Source organism: Mesorhizobium sp. B3-1-9, from assembly GCF_006439595.1.
In the GTDB taxonomy this organism is placed as follows: domain Bacteria; phylum Pseudomonadota; class Alphaproteobacteria; order Rhizobiales; family Rhizobiaceae; genus Mesorhizobium.
Genome location: NZ_VFTJ01000004.1, coordinates 211543 through 233689, shown reverse-complemented (window position 1 = coordinate 233689; position 22147 = coordinate 211543). Strand labels below are relative to the sequence as shown.

The following is a 22147-nucleotide window of genomic DNA, read 5'->3' as shown; positions in this document are numbered from 1 at the left end:
ATTTATTGTCTTGCGCCGCGCCAGATCGACCCCCACTCCGTCGAGCTTCGCTCGACACCTCTCCCCCGATCGACGGGGGAGAGGAAAGGCGCGAGGCGATTCCAACTGGCTCCTTTCCTCTCCCTCCGGAGGAGGGAGAGGTGGCGCTGCGAAGCAGCGACGGAGTGGGGGAACCGCTTGGCAAGAAAACACCGCCGTCACCTCAATGGTCGCGGTCGTCATCATCGTCCTTGGCGGCCTTGCCCTTGCCCTTCTTATCGCGGGCGAGGTTCGAAATGTCCTTGGCATCGCGCAGCACGTCGGTCATCCGTCCGAGCGAGCCGCCCTCGATGCCGATCTCCTTCATCAGATTGTCGATCATCGGCGCTTGCACCCGGTAGCGCAGCGCCGAATCGATCACCTCGTCGGTGACGTTGCGGTTGCCGCCAGATCCACCGTTGATACCGTCGACATGCAGGATCTTGATGCCGTCGATTTTCTCCATCGGCTTGACGCTCTCGCGGATGATGCCTTCCATGTGATCCAGCAATTTGCCGCGCAGGCGCCCGGCGCGCGCCTCGCTGGAAAGAAGGTTCTCCGCTTCGTTGATCTGCCGATGGCCGGTCGCGTCGACCTCGTAGCGCTGGGCGGCGGCAAGGGCGTGGATCTTTTCCGATTCCGCGGCGGCGACGGCCGCGATCTTCTGTGCCTCCGCCAGGCTCTTTGCGGCCTTCATCTCGGCGTCGGCGGCGGCTGTCACGCGAAGGGCCTCGCGCTCCGCCTCTCGGCTGGCGCCGATCAGGTCGGTCAGCTTGCGGCGCTCGGCGATCTCGCGCTCGCGGGCGGTCAGGGCCTGTTCCTCGGCCTGGATGGCTTTGGCGCGAACGGCTTCCGACGCGGCGATCGCCGAGGAGCGTTCCTGCGTCTTCTTGGCGATGTCGATAGCCTTCTGGATCTCGGCGATCTCGATCTTCTGGTCGCGGTCGACGCTGAGCTGACGAAGGTCGCGCTCCTTGATAAGGCGAGTCTCCTCGATGCCGCGCTCGGTGGTGATGCGGGCTCGCTCGACCTCTTCTCCAGCCGAGATCTCGGCTTCCTCGAAGGCCTGACGCTTGGCGATCTGCAGGGCTTCGAGATGGCGTTCCCTGGCGATCCGCACCTCGTCGACGGCACGTTCCTGCTCGATCCGCGCGGTCTCGGTTGCCTGGTTCTCGACGATCTCGGCGCGGCGCTTCTCCGCCTCCGCCCTGGTTACTTCGAGCGCCTTTTCCGCTAGCGCGATCTGGCGTTCGAGCTCGGCTATTTCGAGCGCCTTCTTGCGTTCGATCTCGAGCCCGCTCTGCGCGCCTTCGCGCTCGATGCGCGCCTTCTCCAGCGCAAGTCCGAGAGCGATCTGCTCGCGCTCGGTCAATTCGCGCATCTTCATCTCGGCCTCGTCGAGCGCGCGGCGGCGCGCGATCTCGCGGCGCTGCGTGTCTTCCTCGCTGCGGATGCGTTCCTCGGTGATGCTGCGCTCCTGGGCAAGACGCGATTTCTCCACCGCCTCGCGCGCGGAAAGTTGCGCCTGTTCGGCTTCCTGGTCGCGTACGGCGCGTTCCCTGGCGAGCTCGGAGCGCTGCGCCGCGCGGCGGATCTCGACTTCGCGCTCCTGTTCAAGGCGCGCATATTCGGTGTCGCGCTCGATCTCCAGCACCTTGCGCTGGGTGTCGAGGTTCTGGTTGCGGATGTCGACCAAAGTGCGCTGCTCGATCTCGTTGCGCATGCGGCGCCTGGTCTCGATGGACTCCGTCAGCTGCGTCAGGCCTTCGGCATCGAAGGCGTTGGACGGATCGAAATATTCGAGGCTGGTCTGGTCGAGGTCGACGATGGCGACGCTTTCCAGTTCCAGCCCGTTGGCGGCCAGCGAATCCGAAGCAAGCGCGCGGACCTTGTCGGCGTAGTCGCCGCGCAGCTCATGCATCTCTTCCAGCGTCATCTGCGCGGCGACGGTGCGCATGGCGCCGGCGAACTTGCCCTCCAGCAGTTCGCGCAGGCTGTCGGGCTGCAGCGTGCGGCGGCCGAGCGTCTGCGCCGCGGCAGCGACGAACTCGCGGCTCGCGCCGACGCGGACGAAGAACTCGGCGATGAGATCGACGCGCATGCGGTTCCTGGTGATCAGCGCCAGCGCGTCCTCGCGGCGAACCTCGATGCGCAGCACCCCCATGTTGACCGGGGTGATCTCGTGCAGCACCGGAATGACGAAGGCGCCGCCATTGACCACCACCTTCTCGCCCAGGAAGCCGGTGCGCACGAACGCCGTCTCCTTGGTCGAGCGGCGATAGAGCCATCGCAAGATGTAGACGGCGATCACCACGACGACCGCGGCAACGATCAGCCACAACAGGAAAGCGCCAAAGCTCTGCGCGTCCATGATTTATTCTCCCCTACACAATCCGGTCAGTGCCAGGCGCCCGGCACCAATTTCGAAGATCCGTCCGCCGTCCGGTAAAGTCCAACTGTTCATGCCCGCCTCTGCAGCTTCGGGGTGATCGCGTGGAACGCGCTGATCACCGCATCGACAAAGGGCGTGTCGTTGATGTTGGCGCGCACCCGCTCGACATGGCGCTGGGGCGTCCGGCGAACGGTCTTTTCGATCGCTTCGAACAGAGCGTTGTCGGCTTCCGGATCGTGAAAGGGCTGGCTAGGCGCATCGAGCAGCGACACGCCGCCCTCGGGTAGCAGGAAGCGCACCGGTCCGTCCATGGCGTTGAGCCGCCCGCCGATCCATTCGCCGAAGGCCCGGTTCTCGTCGCGGGTCGTGCGCATCAGCGTGACATTTGGATTGTGAATGACGAATTTGCGGCCGCGGAACTTTTCCGGCACGGTCTCGCGCGGCCCGAAATTGACCATGTCGAGCGCGCCGGCCGAGCCGACATAGGGCAGCCTTGTGCGGATCGCCGCTCCGAAACGATCCTCGGTCGCCGGGAAGACGCCGCCGACGATCATGTCGGCCACTTCGGTCGTGGTGAGATCGAGGAAAGCCGACAGCAGCCGGGAGTCGCCGAGATTCTCCATGGCGCGCCCGCCGATGCCGGTGGCGTGGAAGACGAGGCAGTCATAGTCGGCTTCGAGCCGTTTCGTCACCGCCTGCACCGCCGGCGTGGTGACACCGAACATGGTGATGCCGAGGGCAGGGCGCGCCAGCTTGCGCCTGGCGTCCCACGCCTCGGCATTGGGCAGTTGCGCGACCATGCCGGCCATGGCGTGGGCGGCGTTGGACAGCACCTGCTCGGTGATTGAGTTCAACCCCTGAACATCGGCGATCGAATGGAACATCATGATGTCGGCGCCCCCGACATATTTGGCGACGTCGCCTGCCGCCACCGTCGAGACCATCAGCTTGGGAATGCCGACAGGCAGAACCCGCATGCCCGACGTCGCCAGCGTGGTGCCGCCGGAGCCGCCCGCCGAGATGACGCCGCCGATGCGCGGCTCGCGCTCGATCCAGCGCGCGAAAGCCTCCGCCATGGCGCTGACCGAGTCGCCGCGATCGTCGGTGAAGACGGCCGAGGATCCGCGCGGGTGCATGCCGGCCACCTGCATGGCGGGCACGTCCGCGCTCGACGGCTTTCCCGACGTCGACAGGTCGACGGTGCGCACAGGCAGTCCGAGCGACTTCAGCCGGTCGGCGACGAAGCGCAATTCCTTGCCCTTGGTGTCGAACGTGCCGACGACCAGCACGGTTTTGCCGATGCGCTCGGCAAAGGGGATGGCGAAGACCTTCCTCGGGTCGTCCTGGGGCGCCGTCTTGTCGACGGCCGCCTGCCTCAATTCGGTGACCGGCACGTTCCAGCGGTTGGGCAATTGGGTGACGGGCCGATAGACGCCGTCGCCCCCCGCCGGCTCGAGCGATCCGGCGGACGCGCGGTCGACGCGATAGACGGCCGCCAGTTGCTCCTTTGCCTGTGCCGCTTCCGTCGGCGTGACAGGCGCTTCCTCGGCATGGCGTCCGACGCCGAGCAGCCGCTGCTGCAGGTCGCGGTCGACGGTGAGCGCGGCCGCGTCCATCAGCCGGTTGATCCGGCCATTGACCATGATCGCGACCTGGCTGGAGACAGCGGTCGCGACGCCGATGTTCTGTTCGATCACGAGCACCGCCATCTCGCCTTCGGCGGCAAGGTCGACCAGCATCTTTTCGACCTGGTCGACGATGATGGGCGCCAGCCCCTCGGTCGGCTCATCCATCACCAGAAGCTTCGGGTCGCTGAGGAGCGCGCGCGAGATGGCGAGCATCTGCTGCTCGCCCCCCGACAGCTGCGATCCGCCATTGTGCCGGCGCTCCGCCAGGCGCGGAAAGGTCTGGTAGACACGCTCGACCGTCCAACTCGCGTCACGCCGATTGCCGCCGGCAAGGCGCAGATGCTCGTCGACCGTCAGGCTCGGCCAGACGCGCCGCCCCTGCGGCACATAGCCGACGCCGAGGCGGTGGATCTCGTGCGGTTCGAGCGCGGTGGTCTCGCGGCCGTCGAAGCGGATCGAGCCGGAGCGCGCGCGCTTCAGTCCGACGATGGTATTGCACAGCGTCGACTTGCCCATGCCGTTGCGGCCGACCACGGAAAGCACGCCGCTCTCCAGCGTCAGCGAAATCCCCTGCAAGGCATGGCTCTCGCCATAGAAGACCTGCAGGTCTTCTATCTTCAGCACCGCCCTGGGGCTTTTGCCGGCGGGGCGTTCAGCCATGCTTGCCTCCGAGATAGATCTGTTGGACCTCCGGATCGGCCTCGATTTCCTGCGGCGTGCCTTCCTTGAACAGGTACCCATTGTGCATCATCGACACGTAGTCCGCCACGCGCAGGGCGACGTCGAGATCATGCTCGATGATGATGAAACCGATATGCTTCGGCAACGCGTTGAGGATGGCGACGAGGTCGCGCCGCTCGGTCGGCGAAAGACCCGCCGCCGGTTCGTCGAACAGGATGAAGCGCGGCGCGCCGGCGAGCGCCAGCGCGATTTCCAACTGGCGTTGCTGGCCGTGGCTCAGCGTCGCCACCAGTGCGTCGCGATGGGCTTCGAGATGAACCGCCTCGAGGATCGATCGCGCCTGCACCATGTTGACGTCGGCGGCGGTGGGCCTCAGCAGCGAAAACCGCTGGCGCGAGACGCCTCGGCAGGCGAGAAAGATGGAATCGAGGACCGACAGCCCCTTGAACAGCTGCGAGATCTGATAGGTGCGGCGCAGGCCGCGGCGGATACGCTCGTGCGGCGGCAGGTCGGTGATGTCCTCGCCGAAGAAACGGATGCGTCCGGCAGTCGGCAGGAAGTCGCCGGTCACGGCGTTGAACAGGGTGGTCTTGCCGGCGCCGTTGGAGCCGAGGACCGCGCGCCGCTCGCCGGCCGCGATCCTCATATCGATGCCCGAGAGCGCCACCAGCGCTCCGAAATGCCGCGCCACGCCATCGAGCTCCAGCGCGTAGGCACTGGTGCTTTGCAGACGGTTCGCGGCCAGGTTTTCGGTCACTGACGATGCTCTTGGCGCGTGCCGTTAGGGGCAGCTCGGATTGTCGCGGTTGACCGCCCCGAGCTTCATGAACTCGTCCTCGGGAATGCCCAGCGTCTGATTGACCTGCGGCACGACCTTGACCAGCTTGTTGAGAAGAGTGCCGTCCGAGCCTTCGGTAACCTCGGTCAAGAAGATGTCGGCGACGGCGTTGCGGTTCTTGTCGAGCGACACTTTGCCGGTCGGCGTGTCGAAGGAAAGCTTCGACAAGGCCTCACGCAACTTCTTGCCGCCGTCGGAGACGTCGCCGCCAACCTGGTCGAGCGCCAGCAGCGTCGCCTTCATGTTCACATAGTAGCCATGGGCGAAGAGCGAGGGGGACGGGAACGCTCCCGGCTGCTTCTCGTAGGCGTCGACAAACGTCTTCCAGGCGGGCGCGTCATTGGTGTCGGCGGTCGGTCCGGCAGACGGCGTGCCTTTCAGCACATCCTTCAGCTTGCCTTTCGAAGTCAGCACGGTCTGGTCGACGGTGATCGAGCCGCCGATGAGCGGAGCCGAGCCCCCGGCCTGCTGGTATTGGGTCAGGAAGTTGACGGCGTCGGCGCCGCCGAGCGCCACATAGATGGCGTCGACATCCTCGGGAATCGCCGCGATGACGGAGGAGAAGTCCTTGTTGCCGATCGGCACCCAGGATTTCGACGGCACGTGCCCGCCGGCCTTGCAGAACTCGGCCATGAAGCCGAACACCTGCGTGTAGGGGAAGGAGTAATCCTCGGCGACGGTGGCGACCTTCTTGTAGCCCTTGTCGTTGAAGGCATAGGTGCCGAGGCCGGCCATCCACTGCGCCCCGTCGGTGGAAAAGCGGAAGAAGTTCTCGGCCGGATTGCGCAGCGTCGTGTCCTGCGCTGCCGAGGTGCCGTTGATGAACGTCACGTCCGGCTTGGTCTTGGCATAGTCCTTGACGGCGAGGCCTTCATCGCCCGAAAGCGGGCCGACCAGCACCTTCACGCCGTCCTGCTCGACAAGCTTGCGCGCGGCGCGCACGGCGCTGTCGGGCGAGGCGTCGGACGAGCCCTTGACGATCTCGATCTTCTTGCCGGCGACGGTGCCGTTGGTCTCGGCGACCGCCGTCATGGCGCCGCGTTCGCCGTCCTCGCCGAGCACCGTGAACGGCCCCTCGAAAGTGGCGAGCAGGCCGATCTTGATCGTGTCGTCGGCGGCGAGCGCCATCGAAGGCGCGGTCAGCCCGGTGAACAGCGCCAGGGCCAGCAGTGTACGTCTGTGCATTTTCGGTTCCTCCCGTTTGATTGGTCAGCAGTGCTTCATCCGCGCCAGCCGCTAGGGGCCGGCGCGCAAGGATCCCTGGGCAAGATGTGGCTTGATCCTCCCCCACAACCCAAGAATTCCATCCGGCGAGACGAAGACGATCGCCAGGAACACCAGGCCGATCAGCGTGTTGAAACGCTCGGCACCGACGATGTCGATAGCGAAGGTCTGCATCAGTATGACGACGATCGCGCCGACGAACGGCCCGATCGGATGGCGCAGGCCGCCGATGACGGCGATGATCAGGATGTCGATCGCCACGTCGACACCGATAGTGCCGGGCGAGACGCGCCCGTTGAACCACACCAGAAGCACGCCCGCCAGCCCGGCGAGGATGCCTGCCAGGAACCAGGCGAAGACCTTGTGCGCGGTGACATGATAGCCCAGCGCCCGCATCCTTCGCGGATTGTCGCGGATCGCCTGCAAGGTCATGCCGAAGGTGGAGCGGGAGCCGTAGAGCACTGCCGCGTAGGACAGCGCCGCAAGGCCGAGGCAGAGGTAATAGAAGGGTTTCGGGTCACGCCAGTCGATGCCCCAGAACACCGGCGCGTGGATGCCGGCGTAGCCGGAATGGCCATTGAAGATCGCGTAGTTCTGCTGGGCGAAGTAGAAGGTCGCCGTCGCGATCGCCAGTGTGATCATGAGCGTGTAGATGCCTTCCGTGCGCACCGAGATCCAGCCGATCAGCGCCGACGACACCGCGGCCGCGGCAACCGCGAAGGGGACGACGATCCACCAGGGCCACCCGAAGCCCAGCACGTTGGAATTGTTGCTGCCGAGGATGGCGACGGCGTAGGCGGCAATCCCGGCTACCGTGATCTGCGCCAGGCTGAGCATTCCGCCATAGCCGGCCAGCAGCATCAGCGACAGCGCCAGGACGCCGAAGATCATCGAGTAGCCGGCGATCTGCGTCAGGAAGAAATCCGATGCCACCAGCGGATAGAGAACGAGCGCGACGGCAAGGATGACGTGACCCGCGCCGATCTTGTCCAGCCAGTTCTGTTGCGGCACCGCGCCGTCGGCGACCGTGGTCAGGCTCATCTCGCCTTCCCCATGATGCCTTGCGGCCGCACCGCCAGCGTCACCACCATGATGACGAAGGTGAGCACCACGCCGTAGGTCGGGAAATAGACCAGGCCGATCTGCTCGGCCAGCCCGATGAGCAGCGCTCCGATCGCCGCGCCGGTAATGGAGCCCATGCCGCCGACGATCACCACGACCAGCGAGGCAAGCAAATAGCGCACGTCCTCGCCGGGTGCGACCGAGAGGGCCGATCCGCCGACCACGCCGGCGAAACCGGCAAGCCCGGCGCCGACCGCAAAGACGATGGCGAACACCGCATGCACGTTGACGCCCGAGGCCGACAGCATGGCGCGGTCGTCGACGCCGGCGCGGATCATCATGCCGACGCGGGTCCTGTTGAGCATCAGCCAGAGCCCGACTCCGATGACGATCGCCGCCGCCAGCACGACCACGCGGTAGAGCGGATAGGTCAGGAAAACCGAAGCGCCGTTCGAGCGCACTGCTGTGATGACTGGCAGGGTCAAGGCGCCGTCGAGCCATTCCGGCGTGGCGATCTGGTAGGTGCCGCCGGCCCACACCGCCAGCATCAGGTCCGCGGCGACGATCGAGATGCCGATGGTGACCAGGGTCTGTCGGAGGTCGTCGCCCTCCAGGCGGCGGAAGACGAAAACCTGCATGGCGACGCCGATGATGGCCAGCACCGCAAAGCCGGCGGCGACGCCGAGCAGCCAGTAGCCGGTGCGGCTGGTGACCTCGTAGCCGATATAGGCGCCGAGCAGGTAAAGCGAGCCGTGCGCCAGGTTGATGTTGCGCATCAGGCCGAAGATCAGGGTGAACCCGCTGGCGACCAGGAAATAGAGGCCGGCGAGCGTCAGGCCGTTGAGGATGGCGCTGACGAAGGCCTTCTTGGAGATCAGGATGGCGTTCAGCCAGGCGGGCCAGACGGCGAAGACCAGCCAGGCAACGATCGCCGCCGCCAGCAGGCCGACCAGGCCCCAGGCCTGGCGGCGTGTCATGCCGCCGCCCGACAGCGGCGAGGACGATGGCTGGTCGAGTATGCTCATGCGGTCAGCCGCCGGCGCTGCTCGTTCATGCGCGGCGCCTTGTGGAACTTACCGTCCTTCATGATGGCGAGGATGCGGTTCTTGTCCTGCAGGATGCGCACGTCCGAGATCGGGTCGCCGTCGATCAACAGGATATCGGCGAGGTAGCCTTCCTTGATCAGGCCAAGCTCGTCGCCCATGCCCATGATCTGGCCGCCATATTTGGTGCCGGCCTGGATCGCCTCCATCGGCGAGAAGCCGAGCATCTCGACGAAGGTCTGGATGTCCTTGGCGTTGGTGCCTTGCGGCGTCCAGGCAAAGCCGTAGTCGCCGCCGATGCACACGCGAATGCCGAGCCGGTGCATCTTCTTCATCGTGTCGACGCACATTTCAAGCTCTCGCTCATATTCGAGCGACAGCGGCGAGCCGGGCTTGATGCCCCATTGCTCGGCGTACCGCGCGGTGTTGATCAGCCATGCGATGCCCGGCGCCACGAAATGCTTGTCCTTGACCGCCTCGAGCATGTCGAGCGCTTCCTCGTCGGCGAAGGAGGCGTGGTAGATGTTCTGGATGCCGTGGCGCACGCACTGCTTGACCGAGCCAGAAGAGCGTGCGTGCGCCGACAGGACCTTGTTGCGGCAACGCGCCTCGGAGGCGGCCATGGCGACCTCCTCTTCCGACATCGGCGTCTCCTCGGCGCCCATGCCGGTGATGCTCTCGCCGGATAGGTTGAGCTTGATCGAATCGACGCCGTATTTGATCAGCTGGCGCACCGTGCGGCGGATTTCCTCCGGACCGGAGACGACGATGCCGAGATTGAGGCCCTCATGCGGAATATGCGAGGGCGCGGAATCGCCGAGGCCGCCGACCGTTGTGATCTCCGGTCCCGCCGCGAGGTAACGCGGTCCGGGAAACCGGCCCTGGTTGATGAACTTCTTGGCGACGACGTCGAGCCGCGGCTTGGCGGCGGCCGCGCCCCGGCCGGCGGTGAAGCCGGCATCGAGCACCAGCTTGGCCATCTCCATGGTGACCAACATGTGCTCCTCGATCTCCATCATCTGGATGGGATCGATGCCGGGCGCGTTGTTCCAGGACAGATGCAGATGCGCGTCGATCATGCCGGGCATCAGCGTCGCGCCCATGCCGTCGATCACGGTGACGCCCCCTGGCACGCCGCCATTGTAGGAAGACGACGCGGAGGAGCCGAAGCGGGACGAGCCCTTTGTGATCTGCTTGATGCGGTTGCCCTGCACCAGCACCTCGCCGGTGTAGGGATATTCACCTGATGCGTCCAGCACGCGCACATTGGTGAAGAGCGTGCTTCCCGACCCGTTTCCGGCCCAGTTTTCGTCTGCCATAACAAGCCTCCCAACTTGCCGAGCGCGTAAGTCTACGCCCGATCCGAAATCCTCACCTATCAACCCGTCTCAAAAAATCGGCGAGCTTCGAGCTGCTCTCGCGCGGACTTTCCACCGTGGCCCAGTGTCCGCACCGATCGAGCGAGGAGAATACGGCTCCCTTGATCTTGTCGGCAAGCGCCTGGGCGACGCCTGGCGGATTGACCGTGTCGGCATCGCCGGTGACGACCAGGGTCGGCGCTGAAATCCGGCGCGCATCGACAGCTGTCGCCTTGGCCAGGGCCTCACAGGTGCGGGCATAGGATTCGGGGTCCTGGCGGGTGATCGATTCCCGCACGAAGGCCGCTGCCGCGGGCGATGTCTCCCTGGTGTGCGCCGAGATCGCGTTGGCGACGATCTGATCGGCGATGTCGGCGATGCCGCCGGAGCGCGCCAGACGGGCTCGGTTGGCCAAGCCTTGCCGGGTCGCTTCAGCAGGTTCGGCCAAAGCGCCGAACAGCGCGAGCGAAGCTACCAAGGAGGGCTGTGTCGCCGCAATCTGCTGGCACACGATGGTGCCCATCGAATGGCCGACGAAATGCGCCGACGTTACGCCCATGCCGGCCATGGCGCGGATCACGGCTTCGCTCATCCCTTCGATGGTGAGCGGCTCGATCGGCCGCGGCGAACGGCCCGACCCCGGCAGGTCGAGCCGGGCGACGCGGTAGCCCGACAGCGCCCCCATCTGCGGCTGGAACATGTTCGAGGTGCCGCCGAGGCCGTGGATCATCACCACGGCCGCGCCTTCGCCTGTAACTTCCCCGACGACCTGGCCGACGGTCACGGTCGTCATTGCGGCCTCTCCACGAAGCGGTTCTCCAGCGTGCCGATGCCGTCGATCTCGATGCGCACGACATCGCCGGGCTTGAGATATCTGGGCGGGTCGAAGCCGATGCCGACGCCGACGGGCGTGCCGGTGGCGATGATGTCGCCCGGCTTGAGCGTGATACCTTGCGACAGCGTGGCGATGATGGTCGGGATATCGAAGATGAGCAGCGATATCCTGGAGTCCTGGCGCAGGTCCTCGTTGACGAAACAGCGGATGCCGGCGCTGGCGAGATCGAACTCGTCCCTGGTGACGGCCCATGGACCCATCGGACAGAACGTGTCCTGCGATTTGCCGATCAGCCACTGGCTGTATTTGCCTTGCAGGTCGCGCGCCGTGACGTCGTTGACGATCGTGTAGCCCCAGACGTGGTCGAGGGCTTCCTCTTTCGAGATGCCGCGCCCGCCCTTGCCGATGATGACGGCGAGCTCCGCCTCATAGTCGATCGCTGTCGACACGGAGGAGTCGATCAACACGCTGGCGTGATTGGGGACGACCGATTCCGGCACTTTGGAGAAGATGATCGGGTGTTTTGGCACCGCGCCGGCGCCGGCGCTGGAATCGAAGCCGCTGCGGGCGAATTCATGCGCATGCTCGTAATAGTTCTTGCCGACGCAGAAGATGTTGCGGCGTGGCTGTGGAATCGGAGCTTCGATCTCAACGCCCGCCAGCGGGACCGGGGAGAGGGTGCGCGGCAGGCCGGCTCCGTTGCGTTCGATCAACGCCAGCAATCCGGTCTCGGCGCGCTCGACGGGGAAATCGAAGGGGGCGACAGTCTGGGCGGCAAGATCGACGAGACCGACCCGCCTTTCGCCGGCGAGCGAGAAAGTCGCGACCCGCATGAATTTCCTCCCGTGAACCAATTTTGAGCCAATTTTCTGCTCTTTTGAAACACGCTAGCGCCAATTGGCTTAGGCCGCAAGCCGGATTCGGATTGGCCGCTTGAAATAGTTCCAACGCTCGCGGCCGTACAAATGTGGGCCTGTTTGCAGGCCTGCATGATGGACGGGCGCACGAAAAGCTGCTATGAATGGTTCATCATTGGATCAGATAAACGCTGCCAAATATGCCCAAGCTGGTTGCCAACGACATCGCCATCGCCTTGAAGAAACGGATTTCGCTGGGCGAATGGATGGAAAACGGCCGTATGCCGCCCGAGCGTGACCTGGCGAGCGAGTTCGGTGTGGCGCGCAACACCGTGCGCCGCGCCGTCGGCCTGCTCGAGGATGACGGCACGGTCGTACGGCATGTTGGTCGCGGAACTTTTTTGACGGCAGCCAATCCCGATTCCATGGCCGCGACCGTCGCGCGGATGGAAGGGACCAGCCCGGCCGACATGATGGAGATCAGGCAGTTGCTGGAGCCGGCGGCGGCATCCTTCGCCGCGACCAACGCAAGCGCCGGCGAATTGAACGCCGTGCGCGAGGCGCACAAGATCGCCTGCGCATCCCAGGACATGCCGACGTTCGAGCACTGGGACGCGGAATTTCATCACCGCATCTTCGCATGCTCCCGCAACGACTTCCTCAAGGAGATCCACAATCTCATGCGCGTCCTGCGCAATCAGCGGCCGTGGTTCGAGATGAAGAAGCGTTCCTTCTCGGAGGAGCGCCGCGCCACCTATTGCAGCGAGCACCAGCTCGTCCTGGATGCCTTGCTGGCGCGCGACTCCGAAGGCGCCAGCAACGCGATGCTGACGCATCTGAGGACCGTCGAGCGCAATCTTCTGGGGAGGTAGCCGCCCCGATGAAGGACCCCGAGTCGACATCGCATGAGGATGCCACTATATAGCGCCTGCTCCAGCTAAAGCCGGGGCAACGTTGACCGGAAAGCTGTGACACAGTCTGTGCTACCCATCGTGATACAAATGCGCTGTCGAACATAGAAAAAAGCCAGCAAAAACAACAACGGCGGCCTTCTGTCGATCCCGGCCAACAATCCCATCATTCTCAACGATCTGAACGTGCACCTTCAACCCTTCCATTCCTTCGGTTTCGCGAACCACGGGCAAGATGTCTTGCCGGTCGAGGCCGACTCGGCTCGAATGGGGGGCGGACGTTCATGGCTACCAACCGGCTTAGCCGCTAGGGAAGAAGCAGTATGAGTGAACATGCGATCGAGTTCTTGCGCGGATGGATTGGCGAGAAAGTCCAACGCCAGCATTCGCCGATCAAGATCGAGCAGGCCGAGACCCTTGCCAAGGAGTGCTGCGCCAAGGCTGCCGAGGCAGGCATTCTCCTGGAGGACATCCAGGAAGAGGTCGGCGACATCCAGGAACTGATCGCGTCGCGCCTCGAGGAAGCCGCCGAAGAGGGCACCAGCGAAGCGAAGCCCGACAAGCCGGCGGAATAAACAGCCGCCTGCCACAGGCCGGCTCTTAGAGCAATTCCAAGAAAAGTGTGTAACGGTTTTCCATCCGGAATTGCGTAAAAACAAAAAGATAGAGCGTTTCCGTGAAACGCTCTATCCGAATTTTTCCTTCAGCCACGTCTTCGGCTGCGCCGGCACGAAATTGCCGTCGCGTCCCGTCATATCCTCATTGGCGATCAATGCGTTGAGGATCGCTTCCTCGACATCTTGCACGACCGCGTCGAAGAACGGGTCGATGTCGACATCCGGGATGAACTCCGCGCGGGCGATGCGGCTGGAAGCCGCCTGGGCGGCCTCCGGAGCGCGATACTGAAGGAGCGCAGGCGCGGCTTGCCCGATGGCGCGCGAAGATGCGGGCCGTGGTTGCTTATGGAAACCTCAGAACAACGAGCCCTGATTGCCCGGCTCCTTGGCTTTCGCGGGCGATTTCGCGGCCAGCTTCGGCCGTGCGCCGCCGCTGGTGGCGATGGCTTCGGCATTGCCGTCGGCGAATTCCAGCTGCAGCGCCACGCCGGGCGCCACCTCCGCGACCCGCTTGATGACGGCGCCGTCAGCGTCCTTGACCAGCGCGAAGCCGCGCGCCAGCACGGCTTTGTGCGACAATGTCGAAAGCAGCCGGTCCGCCTGGGTGAGAGCCGCGCGCAGCCGGTCGAGCCGCCGCGCCGTCGCTTGGTCCTGCCTGCGCGACAGTCCGGCCAATGCGTCGGCCTGCAGCTTCTGCCGTCGGACGATCGGCGCCGGCGACAGCCGCGTAGAATTGCGCTGAAAGCGTGCGCGGCGCTCGCGCACGATGGCGAAGAACGCGGCCCGCGCCCGGGCAATGTCGCGGCCGGTCAGCGTGCGCGCTTCGTTGAGGCGCCGCGACAGGGTCGCCGGCGTCAGCCTTTGCCGCTCCAGCGTTGCTCGCTTGCGCTCGATATTCACCGTCAACCCGCGGCCGAGCCGGCTCGTCGCATCGTCGAAACGGCGGCGCGGCAGCGCCAGCAACTGGTCGGGCGAGGGGAGTGCCCGCGCCGCCGCGCGCACCGCCTGGCGCTTGCGCTCCAGATGCCGCGAGGCGCAGGCGTTGAGCCGCGCGCCGAGACTGGCGAGCGTCGCCTCCAGGTCCGCCCTGACCGGTACGGCGATCTCGGCCGCACCCGTCGGCGTCGGCGCGCGCATGTCGGCGACGAAGTCGATCAGAGTCGTATCGGTCTCGTGCCCGACAGCGGAGATCACCGGGATGCCGGACGCCGCAACGGCCCGCGCCAGCCCTTCGTCGTTGAAGCCCCAGAGGTCTTCGAGGCTGCCGCCGCCGCGCGCCACGATCAACAGATCGGGCTGACGGATGGGTCCCTCCCATGTCAACGCGTTGAAGCCGTTGACCGCAGCCGTGACTTCCCTGGCGGTCGTGTCGCCCTGAACCCTCACCGGCCAGACCAGCACATGGAGCGGAAACCGGTCCTTGATGCGATGGATGATGTCGCGGATCACCGAGCCGGTCGGCGAGGTGACGACGCCGATGACGCGCGGCATGAACGGCAGCCGGCGCTTGCGGCCGGCATCGAACAGGCCTTCGGCCTGCAGCCGTCGTTTGCGCTCTTCGAGCAGCGCCATCAGCGCGCCTGCGCCCGCCGGCTCCAGATTGTCGATGACGATCTGGTAGTTGGATTTGCCGGGATAGGTCGTCAGCTTGCCGCTGGCGATCACCTCCATGCCTTCCTCGGGGCGGAACTTCAGCCGCGCCATGGTGGTCTTCCAGACCACGGCATCGATCCGCGCTCGGTCGTCCTTCAATGCGAAGTAGGCGTGGCCGGACGAATGCGGGCCGCGATAGCCGGAAATCTCGCCACGCACCCGCACATTGCCGAAGGCGTCCTCGACAGTGCGCTTCAGCGCGCCGGAAATCTCGCTCACCGTGTATTCGGTGGCGTTGCTGCGTGATTCGGTTGCTGTTTCACTCATTTGGCGATTGGGGAACGCTTATCGGCCCGCGTCAAGCGCGGAGAAACCGCGCTAATATTATAACGTGATCTTAAGCCCGATTTGCTTTGACAGGCCCAGAAGAGCCGGCCGGGGACCTGATGAGCGTACGCCAAAACAGCAGCCCGTTGACCCGTCAGGTCACGCTGACCGTGCTGACGCTCGCCGCTTTCGCTTTGGTCATCGTCGTAGGCTTCGGCTTCTACGCGGCCAGCCAGGCCGATGATGCCTCGCTCGTACGACAAAAGATGTTCATCGCCGATGGTTTGAAGGACCAGATTGCGTCTGTTCAGCGGGAGCAGGAAAGCGTTTCGGTCTGGGATGACGCGATCATCAATGTGAGGGCAGGCAACCAGACCTGGATCGAAGAGAATCTCAGTGTCTGGATGTACACCTACTACGGTCACAACCGGGTCTATATTCTGGACGCCGCCAATCATGCGATCCACGCCATGCGCGAGGGCAAGGTGGTCGACGCTTCCGCCTATGGCGAGGACCAGCCCACGCTTCTTCCCATCATCGAAAAACTGCGTCGCATGCTGGCTGGGCCGCCGCAGACCGATGCGTACGGCCAGCCTGCGAAGATGATGGCCGGGGATCTGGTGTCGCTCGACGGCAAGCCGGCGATCCTGAGTGTGATGCCGCTGGTGCCGAGCTCGGACAGGATCACTCAGGCGCGCGGCACCGAGTGCCTGCATGTGTCGGTCGAATTCATCAACGACGCGGTGATTGGCAAGATCGCCGGAAAGTACCTGCTTGATGGCGCGCGGCTGGTGCCTTTGTCACAGCCGGCTGGCCCAGCCGCCGTGCCGCTGGTCGATTCGCGCGGCGTCATCCTCGGCTATATCGGCTGGGACCAGCTGCGGCCCGGCCTTGCCTTGGTGCGCGAGATCGCTCCTGCCTTGGCGATCGCGCTGCTCCTGGCGGGCGGTGTGCTGGTCTTCCTGTTGCGCAGGTTGCGTCGCGCCTCGGCCGCGCTGCAGACCAGCCAGGACCAGGCGCAGTATCTCGCCTTCCACGACACGCTCACCGGCCTCCCCAACCGGGCGCTGTTCGAGGACCGCTTGCGGCGCACGCTGCTGTTCGCCAGCCAGGACAGGACGCGCGTGGCGCTGCTTTACCTCGACCTCGACCGCTTCAAGCATATCAACGACACGCTCGGCCATCCGGCCGGCGACGAGCTCGTGCGTCAGACGGCGGCGCGGCTCAAGCACACGATCCGCGAAGTCGATACCGTCGCGCGACTCGGCGGCGACGAATTCGCCGTCATCCTGCTTGACGTTCCCGACGCCGGAAGCGCCGAGGACATCGCCGAAAGGCTGCTCTTGAAGCTGCGCGAGCCGTTCCGGCTGATCGACGACCAGGTCTTCGTCAGCGCGAGCGTCGGCATCGCGCTGTCGTCCGGATCGGACGCCGACGCGGACGACCTGTTGCGCAAGGCCGACATCGCCCTTTACGAGGCCAAGAAGAACGGTCGTGGCCGCTACGAGCTGTTTGCCGGCGACATGGACGATCTCCTGTTGCGCAAGCGCAAGGTCGAATCCGAACTCCGCAAGGCGCTCGACGGCGAAGGTGGCATCAAGCTCGCCTATCAGCCGGTATTCGCGGCCGACGGCCGCGGCATACTGGGGGCCGAAGCGCTGATCCGCTGGGGGCATGAAGTGCATGGTGCCTTGCCGGCCGCGCAATTCATCGCGATTGCCGAAGAGCGCGGCCTTATCGGTGAGCTCGGCAAATGGGCGCTGGGCGAAGCCTGCCGCTTCGCCGTCACGACCGAATTGCCGTGGATCGCCGTCAACATCTCTCCGATGCAGCTGCGTAACATCGGCTTTGCCGAAGAGGTCGCCGAGATCCTGAGCGAAACCGGGCTCGACCCGTCCCGCCTGCAGCTAGAGACCACCGAAAGCGTGTTGCTCGAGCACGATGACGCGATCGGCACGGTGATTGCCGCGCTGCGCCAGTCCGGCGTGCGCATCGTGCTCGACGATTTCGGCACCGGCTATTCCTCGCTGAGCTATCTGCGCCGTCAGGCGATCGACAAGCTGAAGATCGACCGCTCTTTTGTGCGTCTGCTCGACGAGGACGAAAGCGCCCGCGCAATCGTCAAGACGCTGATCGAGCTGGCAATGGCGCTCAAGGTCGAGGTGACCGCTGAAGGCGTCGAGACCGACGTGCAAAAAGTCTTGCTGGTCGGCATGGGCTGCCACCAGTTGCAGGGCTATCTGCTGTCGCCGCCGCTGGAGCCCGGCCAATTGCTTGCGCTGCCGGGTGTTTCGTCCGCCGACCGGGAACTTTCGGCAGCTCGCGCCTGACTTTACCAGCCAGGCATGATCTGGTTCGCCTTGACCCGCTTCATCTTGGCGAAGGCGAGCGCGGCGAAATCGAAGCTTCCCGCCTCCTCGCTGACCGGCACGGAAATGTTGTCGAGGCTCTCGGCGATATGGCGGGCCAAGGCGTCGACGATTTCCGGCTGCGAGGTCTGGCCGCGCATGATGCCGATGCGGCAGTCCGGCAACTGGCCGAAGCCGTCGGCCTCGCCGAGCACGCGCATGCCTGGCCGGAGCGCGCATTCCGGCAGCACCGAGACCGCCAGGCCGGAAAGCACGGCCGCGGTGATCACCGTGGCCGAGAAGCTGGAGAACAGCACGCGGTACTCGCGGCTCTGGCGGTCGAGCACGTCGACCGCGGCGCGCCGCCAGATGCAGTTCGGCCGCCCGAACGCCATCGGCAGGGTTTCCTGCTCATGCGTGGCGTGGTTGGCCGAGGTGACCCACAACAGCGGCTCGCGCCGCACCACCTCCGACTGGCCGCGCGTGTCGTTGTGCGTCACCAGCGCCAGGTCGAGATTGCCGCGCTTGATGTGCTCGACCAGCCCCGGCGTCGGCTCGCAGACGACCGTCAGCTCGACGCGCGGGTTGGAGCGCGAGAAGCGCGCCATGATCTCGGGCAGGAAGCGGTCGGCATAGTCGTCGGGTGTGCCGATGCGAATCGTGCCTTCCAGCCGCTGGTCGTCGAAGGCGGCTAGAGTCTCGCGGTTGAGGTGGATCAGCCGCCGCGCATAGGAAAGCAGCCGGTCGCCTTCCTCGGTCAGCTTGTTGGTGCGGCCGTCCTTTTCGAACAGCGGCTTGCCGATCCGCTCCTCAAGCCGCCGCATCTGCATCGACACCGCCGACTGCGTGCGGTGGACCTCCTCGGCCGCGCGGGTGAAGCTTCCCGTGTCGGCGATCGAGATGAAGGTCTGCAACTGATCGAGGTCGAGCGGCGCTTTCATCGGTCCAACCTATCATTGATGTTGATGCTACAGATTAAAAACATTCGTTGGATTAATCAATCGCGCGATGGCAAATTGGCATCGTCCACATGAAAGCAGTGCATGTCGCCCAAAAGTGGCCCCCGGGTTTGGCGGCAACGACATGCATCACGTCAATGAATGGAAACCGGAACGGCGCTTCTCCCAAGGCGCCGCTTGCCTGGTTTCGTCCGCTCGACTCCTGGAAGGAGAGACTGACATGACCACGATTGAATTCGCTTCCGAGACCCCGCGCATCACCACGCGTCCGGCCGTTGCGACGCGTGCGCTCAATGCTCTCGCCAACGCCTATGTCGCCTGGAAAAATCGCCGCGCCTTCTATCGCCTGGGCGAGATGTCGGACGCCGAGCTTGCCGATATCGGCCTGACCCGCGCCGACCTCCATGTCGCCGTCGCCGTGCCCTTCGGCCGCGACCGACGGTGAAGCTGCGCGCCATCGCCAGCGAGCGCGCCGACACCATCGAGGATCTCGCTCGTCAGGTAGCCTGAACGGCCGCGTTGCCTGGATTTCCGGTCGCGTTGAACCTTTTCACGGCTCGGCGCGACCAAGTCTCATGCAGGCTCCCACACTCCCTGCCGGTTCCCCGCCGGCCAGCCTGCACATTGCCCGGTTCCTCCTCCAGGACCGGGCATTTTTCTTTAGTTCGTCATTCTAGGGCGGAGCAAGGAGCGAAGCGACGCGCGCAGACCCTAGAATCCATGCCGTGACGTTGATGTACTGTGCAGAATTCTGCTCCGCTGCACCCTTCGGCGAAGGTAACGGCATGGATCCTCGGGTCTACGCTCCGCTTCGCGTCGCTCCGCCCGTGGATGACGACCTCGCCGTCGACGCGCTACCTAGCGCCGGTCCATGTCGCGTTTGAACTGATCGAAGATCGTCCCGACATTCTTTTCATATTCGTCGCGCTGCTGAGCACCGGTCTCGAACATCTTGCCGAAGATATCGTCGAACGGGTTTCGCGGCCGGCCGCTCGGGTTGGTCTGCGGCTGTTGCGGCGCACTTGGCTGCGGTTGGCTCTGCTGCGGCTGCGGTGCCGGCTGCCCACCCGGCAGGCCGAAACCGCCGCCCTGGCGCAGCATCTCCTCGAAGATCTTGCCGAGCGGGTTGTCGCCATAGGGGCTTTGCGTCTGCTGTGGTTGAGTCTGCTGCGGCTGCTGCGTCGTGCCGCCGCCGAACATATCCTGCAGCACCTTGCCGAGCGGGTTTTCGCGGTACGGACTGGGCGCCTGCTGGGGCTGGTTTTGCGGCTGCGGCGCGCCGCCGCCGAACATGTCCTGCAGCACTTTGCCGAGCGGGTTTTCGCCATAGGGATTGGGCGCGGGCTGCGGCGCCTGGCGTTGCTGCGGCGCCGGCGCAACGCCGCTCTGCCGCATCATCTGCTCGATGATCTCGCCAAGCGGATTGTTGCCGCCACCGAAACCGCCGGCGGCCTGCATCTGCCCCCCACTCAATTGATTGTTGGTCTGCTTGAACAGCCCGCCCATCATCATCGAAGCCATGGCCGGCAGCATCTGCTGCAGCACCTGCTGGCTCAAGCCCGTCGCCTGCGCGGCTTGGCTCGCCACGGCGCGCGACAGGTCCTTCGAGCCGAACAGATGGCCGAGTATGCCGTTGCCCTCATCGATGCCTTGCGGCGAAAAGGCCCTCGTGGCGTCCTCGAAATACTTGGCGTGCTGGCCGCTAGCCATCGCCGTCATGAACGCGCCCATCCCGTAGGGATCGGCGGTGTTGCGCTGCAGCCCTTGCGAGAAGGCCGGCAACAGCGCCTGCACCGCGGCCTGCGTCTGCTGCATCGAAAGCCCGTATTGCTGGGCCAGCGCCTGCATGCCGGCGCCGTTCTGGGCCTGGGCGAAAATGTCGAACAGGGAAGGCATTTGGGTTCTCCTTCGAGAATATCCTCATCGGAGAGCCTAGTTCGTTTCCATCACCGATTGAAGCGGCTTTTGGCGCCCAACCGCTCGGCGCATGCCGGACGGTTAATACGCATATTCCATGAACACGGGCTCGATCGAACCGCCCCAGCGCGTGTGGTAGGCCGACAGCATCTCCTCGGCGCTGGTCGTGCCGCGGGCGACCACTTCGTCGAGCGTGTTGAGAAACGACGTCTCGTCATAGCCGTCGCGGTTCTTCTTGGCCCGATTCTTCAGGCCCATGCGCGAGACGGCGAGCACGTCGCGGGCGACATCGCGCAAGGTGGCGTTGCGGAACGGCGCCGCGATGCCTTGCTCCGGCACGGCGTTGCGCATCGCCAGCGCTTCCTCGTAGGTCCAGCTCGCGGTCAGCGTCTCGGCGGCGTCAAGCGCCTGCTCGTCATAGAGCAGCCCGACCCAGAAGGCGGGCAGGGCGCAGATGCGCCGCCACGGGCCACCGTCGGCGCCGCGCATTTCGAGGAAACGCTTCAGGCGCACGTCGGGAAACAGGGTCGAGAGATGATTTGCCCAATCGCCCATCGTCGGCAGCCCGTCGGGAATCTCGTTGCGCGCGGCGCCTTCCATGAACTGGCGGAACGTGTAGCGCGTCATGTCGTGATAATGGCCGTCGCGGATGACGAAATACATCGGCACGTCGAGCGCCCATTCGACATAGTCGGCGAAGCCGAAATCGGGCGAGAAGCAGAATTCGAGCATGCCGGAGCGCTGGTTGTCGGTATCGCGCCAGATGTCGCCGCGCCAGCTCTGCAGGCCGTTCGGCCGGCTCTCGGTGAAGGGCGAGTTGGCAAACAGCGCCGTCGACAGCGGCTGCAGCTTCAGCGACACCTGCATCTTGCGGCGCATGTCCGTCTCGCTCTCGAAGTCGAGGTTCACCTGGATCGTGCAGGTGCGGTACATCATGTCGAGGCCCTTGGTGCCGACCTTCGGCATGTAGCGGGTCATGATCTCGTAGCGCGACTTCGGCATTTTCGGCGTGTCGGCAAGCGACCATTTCGGGCTGCCGCCAAGGCCGAGGAAGCGGATACCCATCGGTTCGGCGATCTCGCGCACCTGCGCCAGATGCGCATTGCCCTCGCGACAGGTCTGGTGGATCGATTCCAGCGGCGCGCCGGAAAGCTCGAACTGGCCGCCGGGCTCCAGCGAGATCGCGCCCTGGCCGGTCGGCTCGACCAAGCCGATGATGCGGCCGGCATCCATGATCGGATCCCAGCCGAGCTTCTCCTGCATGCCTTCGAGGATGGCGCGGATGCCGCGCTCGCCGCCATAGGGCACAGGCGCGTTGCCATCGACATAGAAGGGGAATTTTTCATGCTCCGTGCCGATGCGCCATTTGTCGCGCGGCTTGTTGCCGGCGGCCAGATAGCCAACCAGTTCGTCGATGCCTTCGATGGGCTGGGTATCGGTTGTGTCGCGCGCCATCTAGCCCCTCCGTGCGCATGATATCCGAAAACCGGCACCGATTTCCGCTGGACGTCCTGCGCAAGACTTCAAATGCTACAGCGC

The 22147-nt window shown here is 64.9% G+C and carries 17 protein-coding genes and 1 pseudogene; 4 read left to right on the top strand and 14 right to left on the bottom strand.

Features of this window, described 5'->3' with window-relative positions; translation table 11 throughout:
• Nucleotides 1-202: 202 nt before the first annotated feature.
• From FJW07_RS09615 to FJW07_RS09575, 9 genes are all read right to left on the bottom strand, one after another.
• Nucleotides 203-2389 (bottom strand): flotillin family protein, encoded by a 2187-nt coding sequence (locus FJW07_RS09615; protein WP_140856027.1) that lies wholly within the window; start codon nucleotides 2387-2389, stop codon nucleotides 203-205.
• Between the two features lie 89 nt (nucleotides 2390-2478).
• On the bottom strand, nucleotides 2479-4698 hold the full coding sequence (locus FJW07_RS09610; RefSeq protein ID WP_140856025.1) for an ABC transporter permease: 2220 nt from the start codon (nucleotides 4696-4698) through the stop codon (nucleotides 2479-2481).
• Complete coding sequence (locus FJW07_RS09605; RefSeq protein WP_140856023.1) at nucleotides 4691-5476, bottom strand: ABC transporter ATP-binding protein; 786 nt, start codon at nucleotides 5474-5476, stop codon at nucleotides 4691-4693. Before FJW07_RS09605 ends, FJW07_RS09610 begins: the two co-directional genes overlap by 8 nt.
• Nucleotides 5477-5500: 24 nt before the next feature.
• Nucleotides 5501-6742: an ABC transporter substrate-binding protein gene (locus tag FJW07_RS09600; RefSeq protein ID WP_140653990.1), complete on the bottom strand. Its 1242-nt coding sequence runs from the start codon at nucleotides 6740-6742 to the stop codon at nucleotides 5501-5503.
• 51 nt (nucleotides 6743-6793) lie between these two features.
• Nucleotides 6794-7822, bottom strand: coding sequence for a branched-chain amino acid ABC transporter permease (locus tag FJW07_RS09595; RefSeq protein ID WP_140782655.1), 1029 nt, complete (start codon nucleotides 7820-7822; stop codon nucleotides 6794-6796).
• Nucleotides 7819-8820 carry a branched-chain amino acid ABC transporter permease gene (locus tag FJW07_RS09590; protein WP_181181582.1) on the bottom strand — a complete coding sequence of 334 codons (1002 nt, stop codon included), beginning with the start codon at nucleotides 8818-8820 and terminating at the stop codon, nucleotides 7819-7821. The genes FJW07_RS09595 and FJW07_RS09590 overlap by 4 nt, the downstream gene beginning before the upstream one ends.
• A 44-nt stretch (nucleotides 8821-8864) precedes the next feature.
• Nucleotides 8865-10205 (bottom strand): amidohydrolase family protein, encoded by a 1341-nt coding sequence (locus tag FJW07_RS09585; protein ID WP_140856020.1) that lies wholly within the window; start codon nucleotides 10203-10205, stop codon nucleotides 8865-8867.
• 52 nt (nucleotides 10206-10257) lie between these two features.
• Nucleotides 10258-11037 carry an alpha/beta fold hydrolase gene (locus tag FJW07_RS09580; protein WP_140856018.1) on the bottom strand — a complete coding sequence of 260 codons (780 nt, stop codon included), beginning with the start codon at nucleotides 11035-11037 and terminating at the stop codon, nucleotides 10258-10260.
• Nucleotides 11034-11912: a fumarylacetoacetate hydrolase family protein gene (locus tag FJW07_RS09575; protein WP_140856016.1), complete on the bottom strand. Its 879-nt coding sequence runs from the start codon at nucleotides 11910-11912 to the stop codon at nucleotides 11034-11036. Before FJW07_RS09575 ends, FJW07_RS09580 begins: the two co-directional genes overlap by 4 nt.
• 224 nt (nucleotides 11913-12136) lie before the next feature.
• On the opposite strand from FJW07_RS09575, the gene FJW07_RS09570 reads away from it, so the two are divergent.
• Together FJW07_RS09570 and FJW07_RS09565 are read left to right on the top strand one after the other, a co-directional pair.
• On the top strand, nucleotides 12137-12808 hold the full coding sequence (locus tag FJW07_RS09570) for an FCD domain-containing protein (RefSeq protein WP_140709083.1): 672 nt from the start codon (nucleotides 12137-12139) through the stop codon (nucleotides 12806-12808).
• Nucleotides 12809-13170: 362 nt separating this feature from the next.
• Entirely contained in the window at nucleotides 13171-13422 is a 252-nt protein-coding gene (locus FJW07_RS09565) for a DUF768 domain-containing protein (protein ID WP_140856014.1), read from the top strand.
• A gap of 111 nt (nucleotides 13423-13533) precedes the next feature.
• On the opposite strand, the pseudogene FJW07_RS09560 reads toward FJW07_RS09565, so the two are convergent.
• Both FJW07_RS09560 and xseA read right to left on the bottom strand, forming a co-directional pair.
• Nucleotides 13534-13734: pseudogene (locus tag FJW07_RS09560) on the bottom strand (P1 family peptidase); the annotation flags it as partial.
• An 84-nt stretch (nucleotides 13735-13818) separates the two neighbouring features.
• Nucleotides 13819-15384 carry an exodeoxyribonuclease VII large subunit gene (gene xseA / locus FJW07_RS09555; protein ID WP_140856012.1) on the bottom strand — a complete coding sequence of 522 codons (1566 nt, stop codon included), beginning with the start codon at nucleotides 15382-15384 and terminating at the stop codon, nucleotides 13819-13821.
• Between the two features lie 119 nt (nucleotides 15385-15503).
• Here xseA and FJW07_RS09550 point away from each other — a divergent pair, with 119 nt between their 5' ends.
• A complete protein-coding gene (locus FJW07_RS09550; protein ID WP_140856010.1) occupies nucleotides 15504-17714 on the top strand; it encodes an EAL domain-containing protein in 2211 nt (736 codons plus the stop codon).
• 2 nt (nucleotides 17715-17716) lie between these two features.
• On the opposite strand, the gene FJW07_RS09545 is transcribed toward FJW07_RS09550, so the two are convergent.
• Nucleotides 17717-18673: a LysR substrate-binding domain-containing protein gene (locus FJW07_RS09545; RefSeq protein WP_140643877.1), complete on the bottom strand. Its 957-nt coding sequence runs from the start codon at nucleotides 18671-18673 to the stop codon at nucleotides 17717-17719.
• 238 nt (nucleotides 18674-18911) lie between these two features.
• Here FJW07_RS09545 and FJW07_RS09540 point away from each other — a divergent pair, with 238 nt between their 5' ends.
• On the top strand, nucleotides 18912-19136 hold the full coding sequence (locus tag FJW07_RS09540) for a DUF1127 domain-containing protein (RefSeq protein WP_246680719.1): 225 nt from the start codon (nucleotides 18912-18914) through the stop codon (nucleotides 19134-19136).
• 413 nt (nucleotides 19137-19549) lie between these two features.
• On the opposite strand, the gene FJW07_RS09535 is transcribed toward FJW07_RS09540, so the two are convergent.
• Nucleotides 19550-20587 (bottom strand): DUF937 domain-containing protein, encoded by a 1038-nt coding sequence (locus tag FJW07_RS09535; RefSeq protein ID WP_140856008.1) that lies wholly within the window; start codon nucleotides 20585-20587, stop codon nucleotides 19550-19552.
• Between the two features lie 102 nt (nucleotides 20588-20689).
• On the bottom strand, nucleotides 20690-22063 hold the full coding sequence (locus FJW07_RS09530) for a glutamate--cysteine ligase (protein WP_140709091.1): 1374 nt from the start codon (nucleotides 22061-22063) through the stop codon (nucleotides 20690-20692).
• Nucleotides 22064-22147: the final 84 nt, after the last annotated feature.

Bases quoted from the DNA above. Each gene is read 5' to 3' on its own strand.
- FJW07_RS09540 (WP_246680719.1), top strand. From the start codon at position 18,912: ATGACCACGATTGAATTCGCTTCCGAGACCCCGCGCATCACCACGCGT.
- FJW07_RS09550 (WP_140856010.1), top strand. From the start codon at position 15,504: ATGAGCGTACGCCAAAACAGCAGCCCGTTGACCCGTCAGGTCACGCTG.
- FJW07_RS09545 (WP_140643877.1), bottom strand. From the start codon at position 18,673: ATGAAAGCGCCGCTCGACCTCGATCAGTTGCAGACCTTCATCTCGATC.
- FJW07_RS09590 (WP_181181582.1), bottom strand. From the start codon at position 8,820: ATGACACGCCGCCAGGCCTGGGGCCTGGTCGGCCTGCTGGCGGCGGCG.
- FJW07_RS09615 (WP_140856027.1), bottom strand. From the start codon at position 2,389: ATGGACGCGCAGAGCTTTGGCGCTTTCCTGTTGTGGCTGATCGTTGCC.
- FJW07_RS09575 (WP_140856016.1), bottom strand. From the start codon at position 11,912: ATGCGGGTCGCGACTTTCTCGCTCGCCGGCGAAAGGCGGGTCGGTCTC.
- FJW07_RS09610 (WP_140856025.1), bottom strand. From the start codon at position 4,698: ATGGCTGAACGCCCCGCCGGCAAAAGCCCCAGGGCGGTGCTGAAGATA.
- FJW07_RS09600 (WP_140653990.1), bottom strand. From the start codon at position 6,742: ATGCACAGACGTACACTGCTGGCCCTGGCGCTGTTCACCGGGCTGACC.
- FJW07_RS09570 (WP_140709083.1), top strand. From the start codon at position 12,137: ATGCCCAAGCTGGTTGCCAACGACATCGCCATCGCCTTGAAGAAACGG.
- FJW07_RS09580 (WP_140856018.1), bottom strand. From the start codon at position 11,037: ATGACGACCGTGACCGTCGGCCAGGTCGTCGGGGAAGTTACAGGCGAA.
- FJW07_RS09535 (WP_140856008.1), bottom strand. From the start codon at position 20,587: ATGCCTTCCCTGTTCGACATTTTCGCCCAGGCCCAGAACGGCGCCGGC.
- FJW07_RS09530 (WP_140709091.1), bottom strand. From the start codon at position 22,063: ATGGCGCGCGACACAACCGATACCCAGCCCATCGAAGGCATCGACGAA.
- FJW07_RS09565 (WP_140856014.1), top strand. From the start codon at position 13,171: ATGAGTGAACATGCGATCGAGTTCTTGCGCGGATGGATTGGCGAGAAA.
- FJW07_RS09595 (WP_140782655.1), bottom strand. From the start codon at position 7,822: ATGAGCCTGACCACGGTCGCCGACGGCGCGGTGCCGCAACAGAACTGG.
- FJW07_RS09585 (WP_140856020.1), bottom strand. From the start codon at position 10,205: ATGGCAGACGAAAACTGGGCCGGAAACGGGTCGGGAAGCACGCTCTTC.
- xseA (WP_140856012.1), bottom strand. From the start codon at position 15,384: ATGAGTGAAACAGCAACCGAATCACGCAGCAACGCCACCGAATACACG.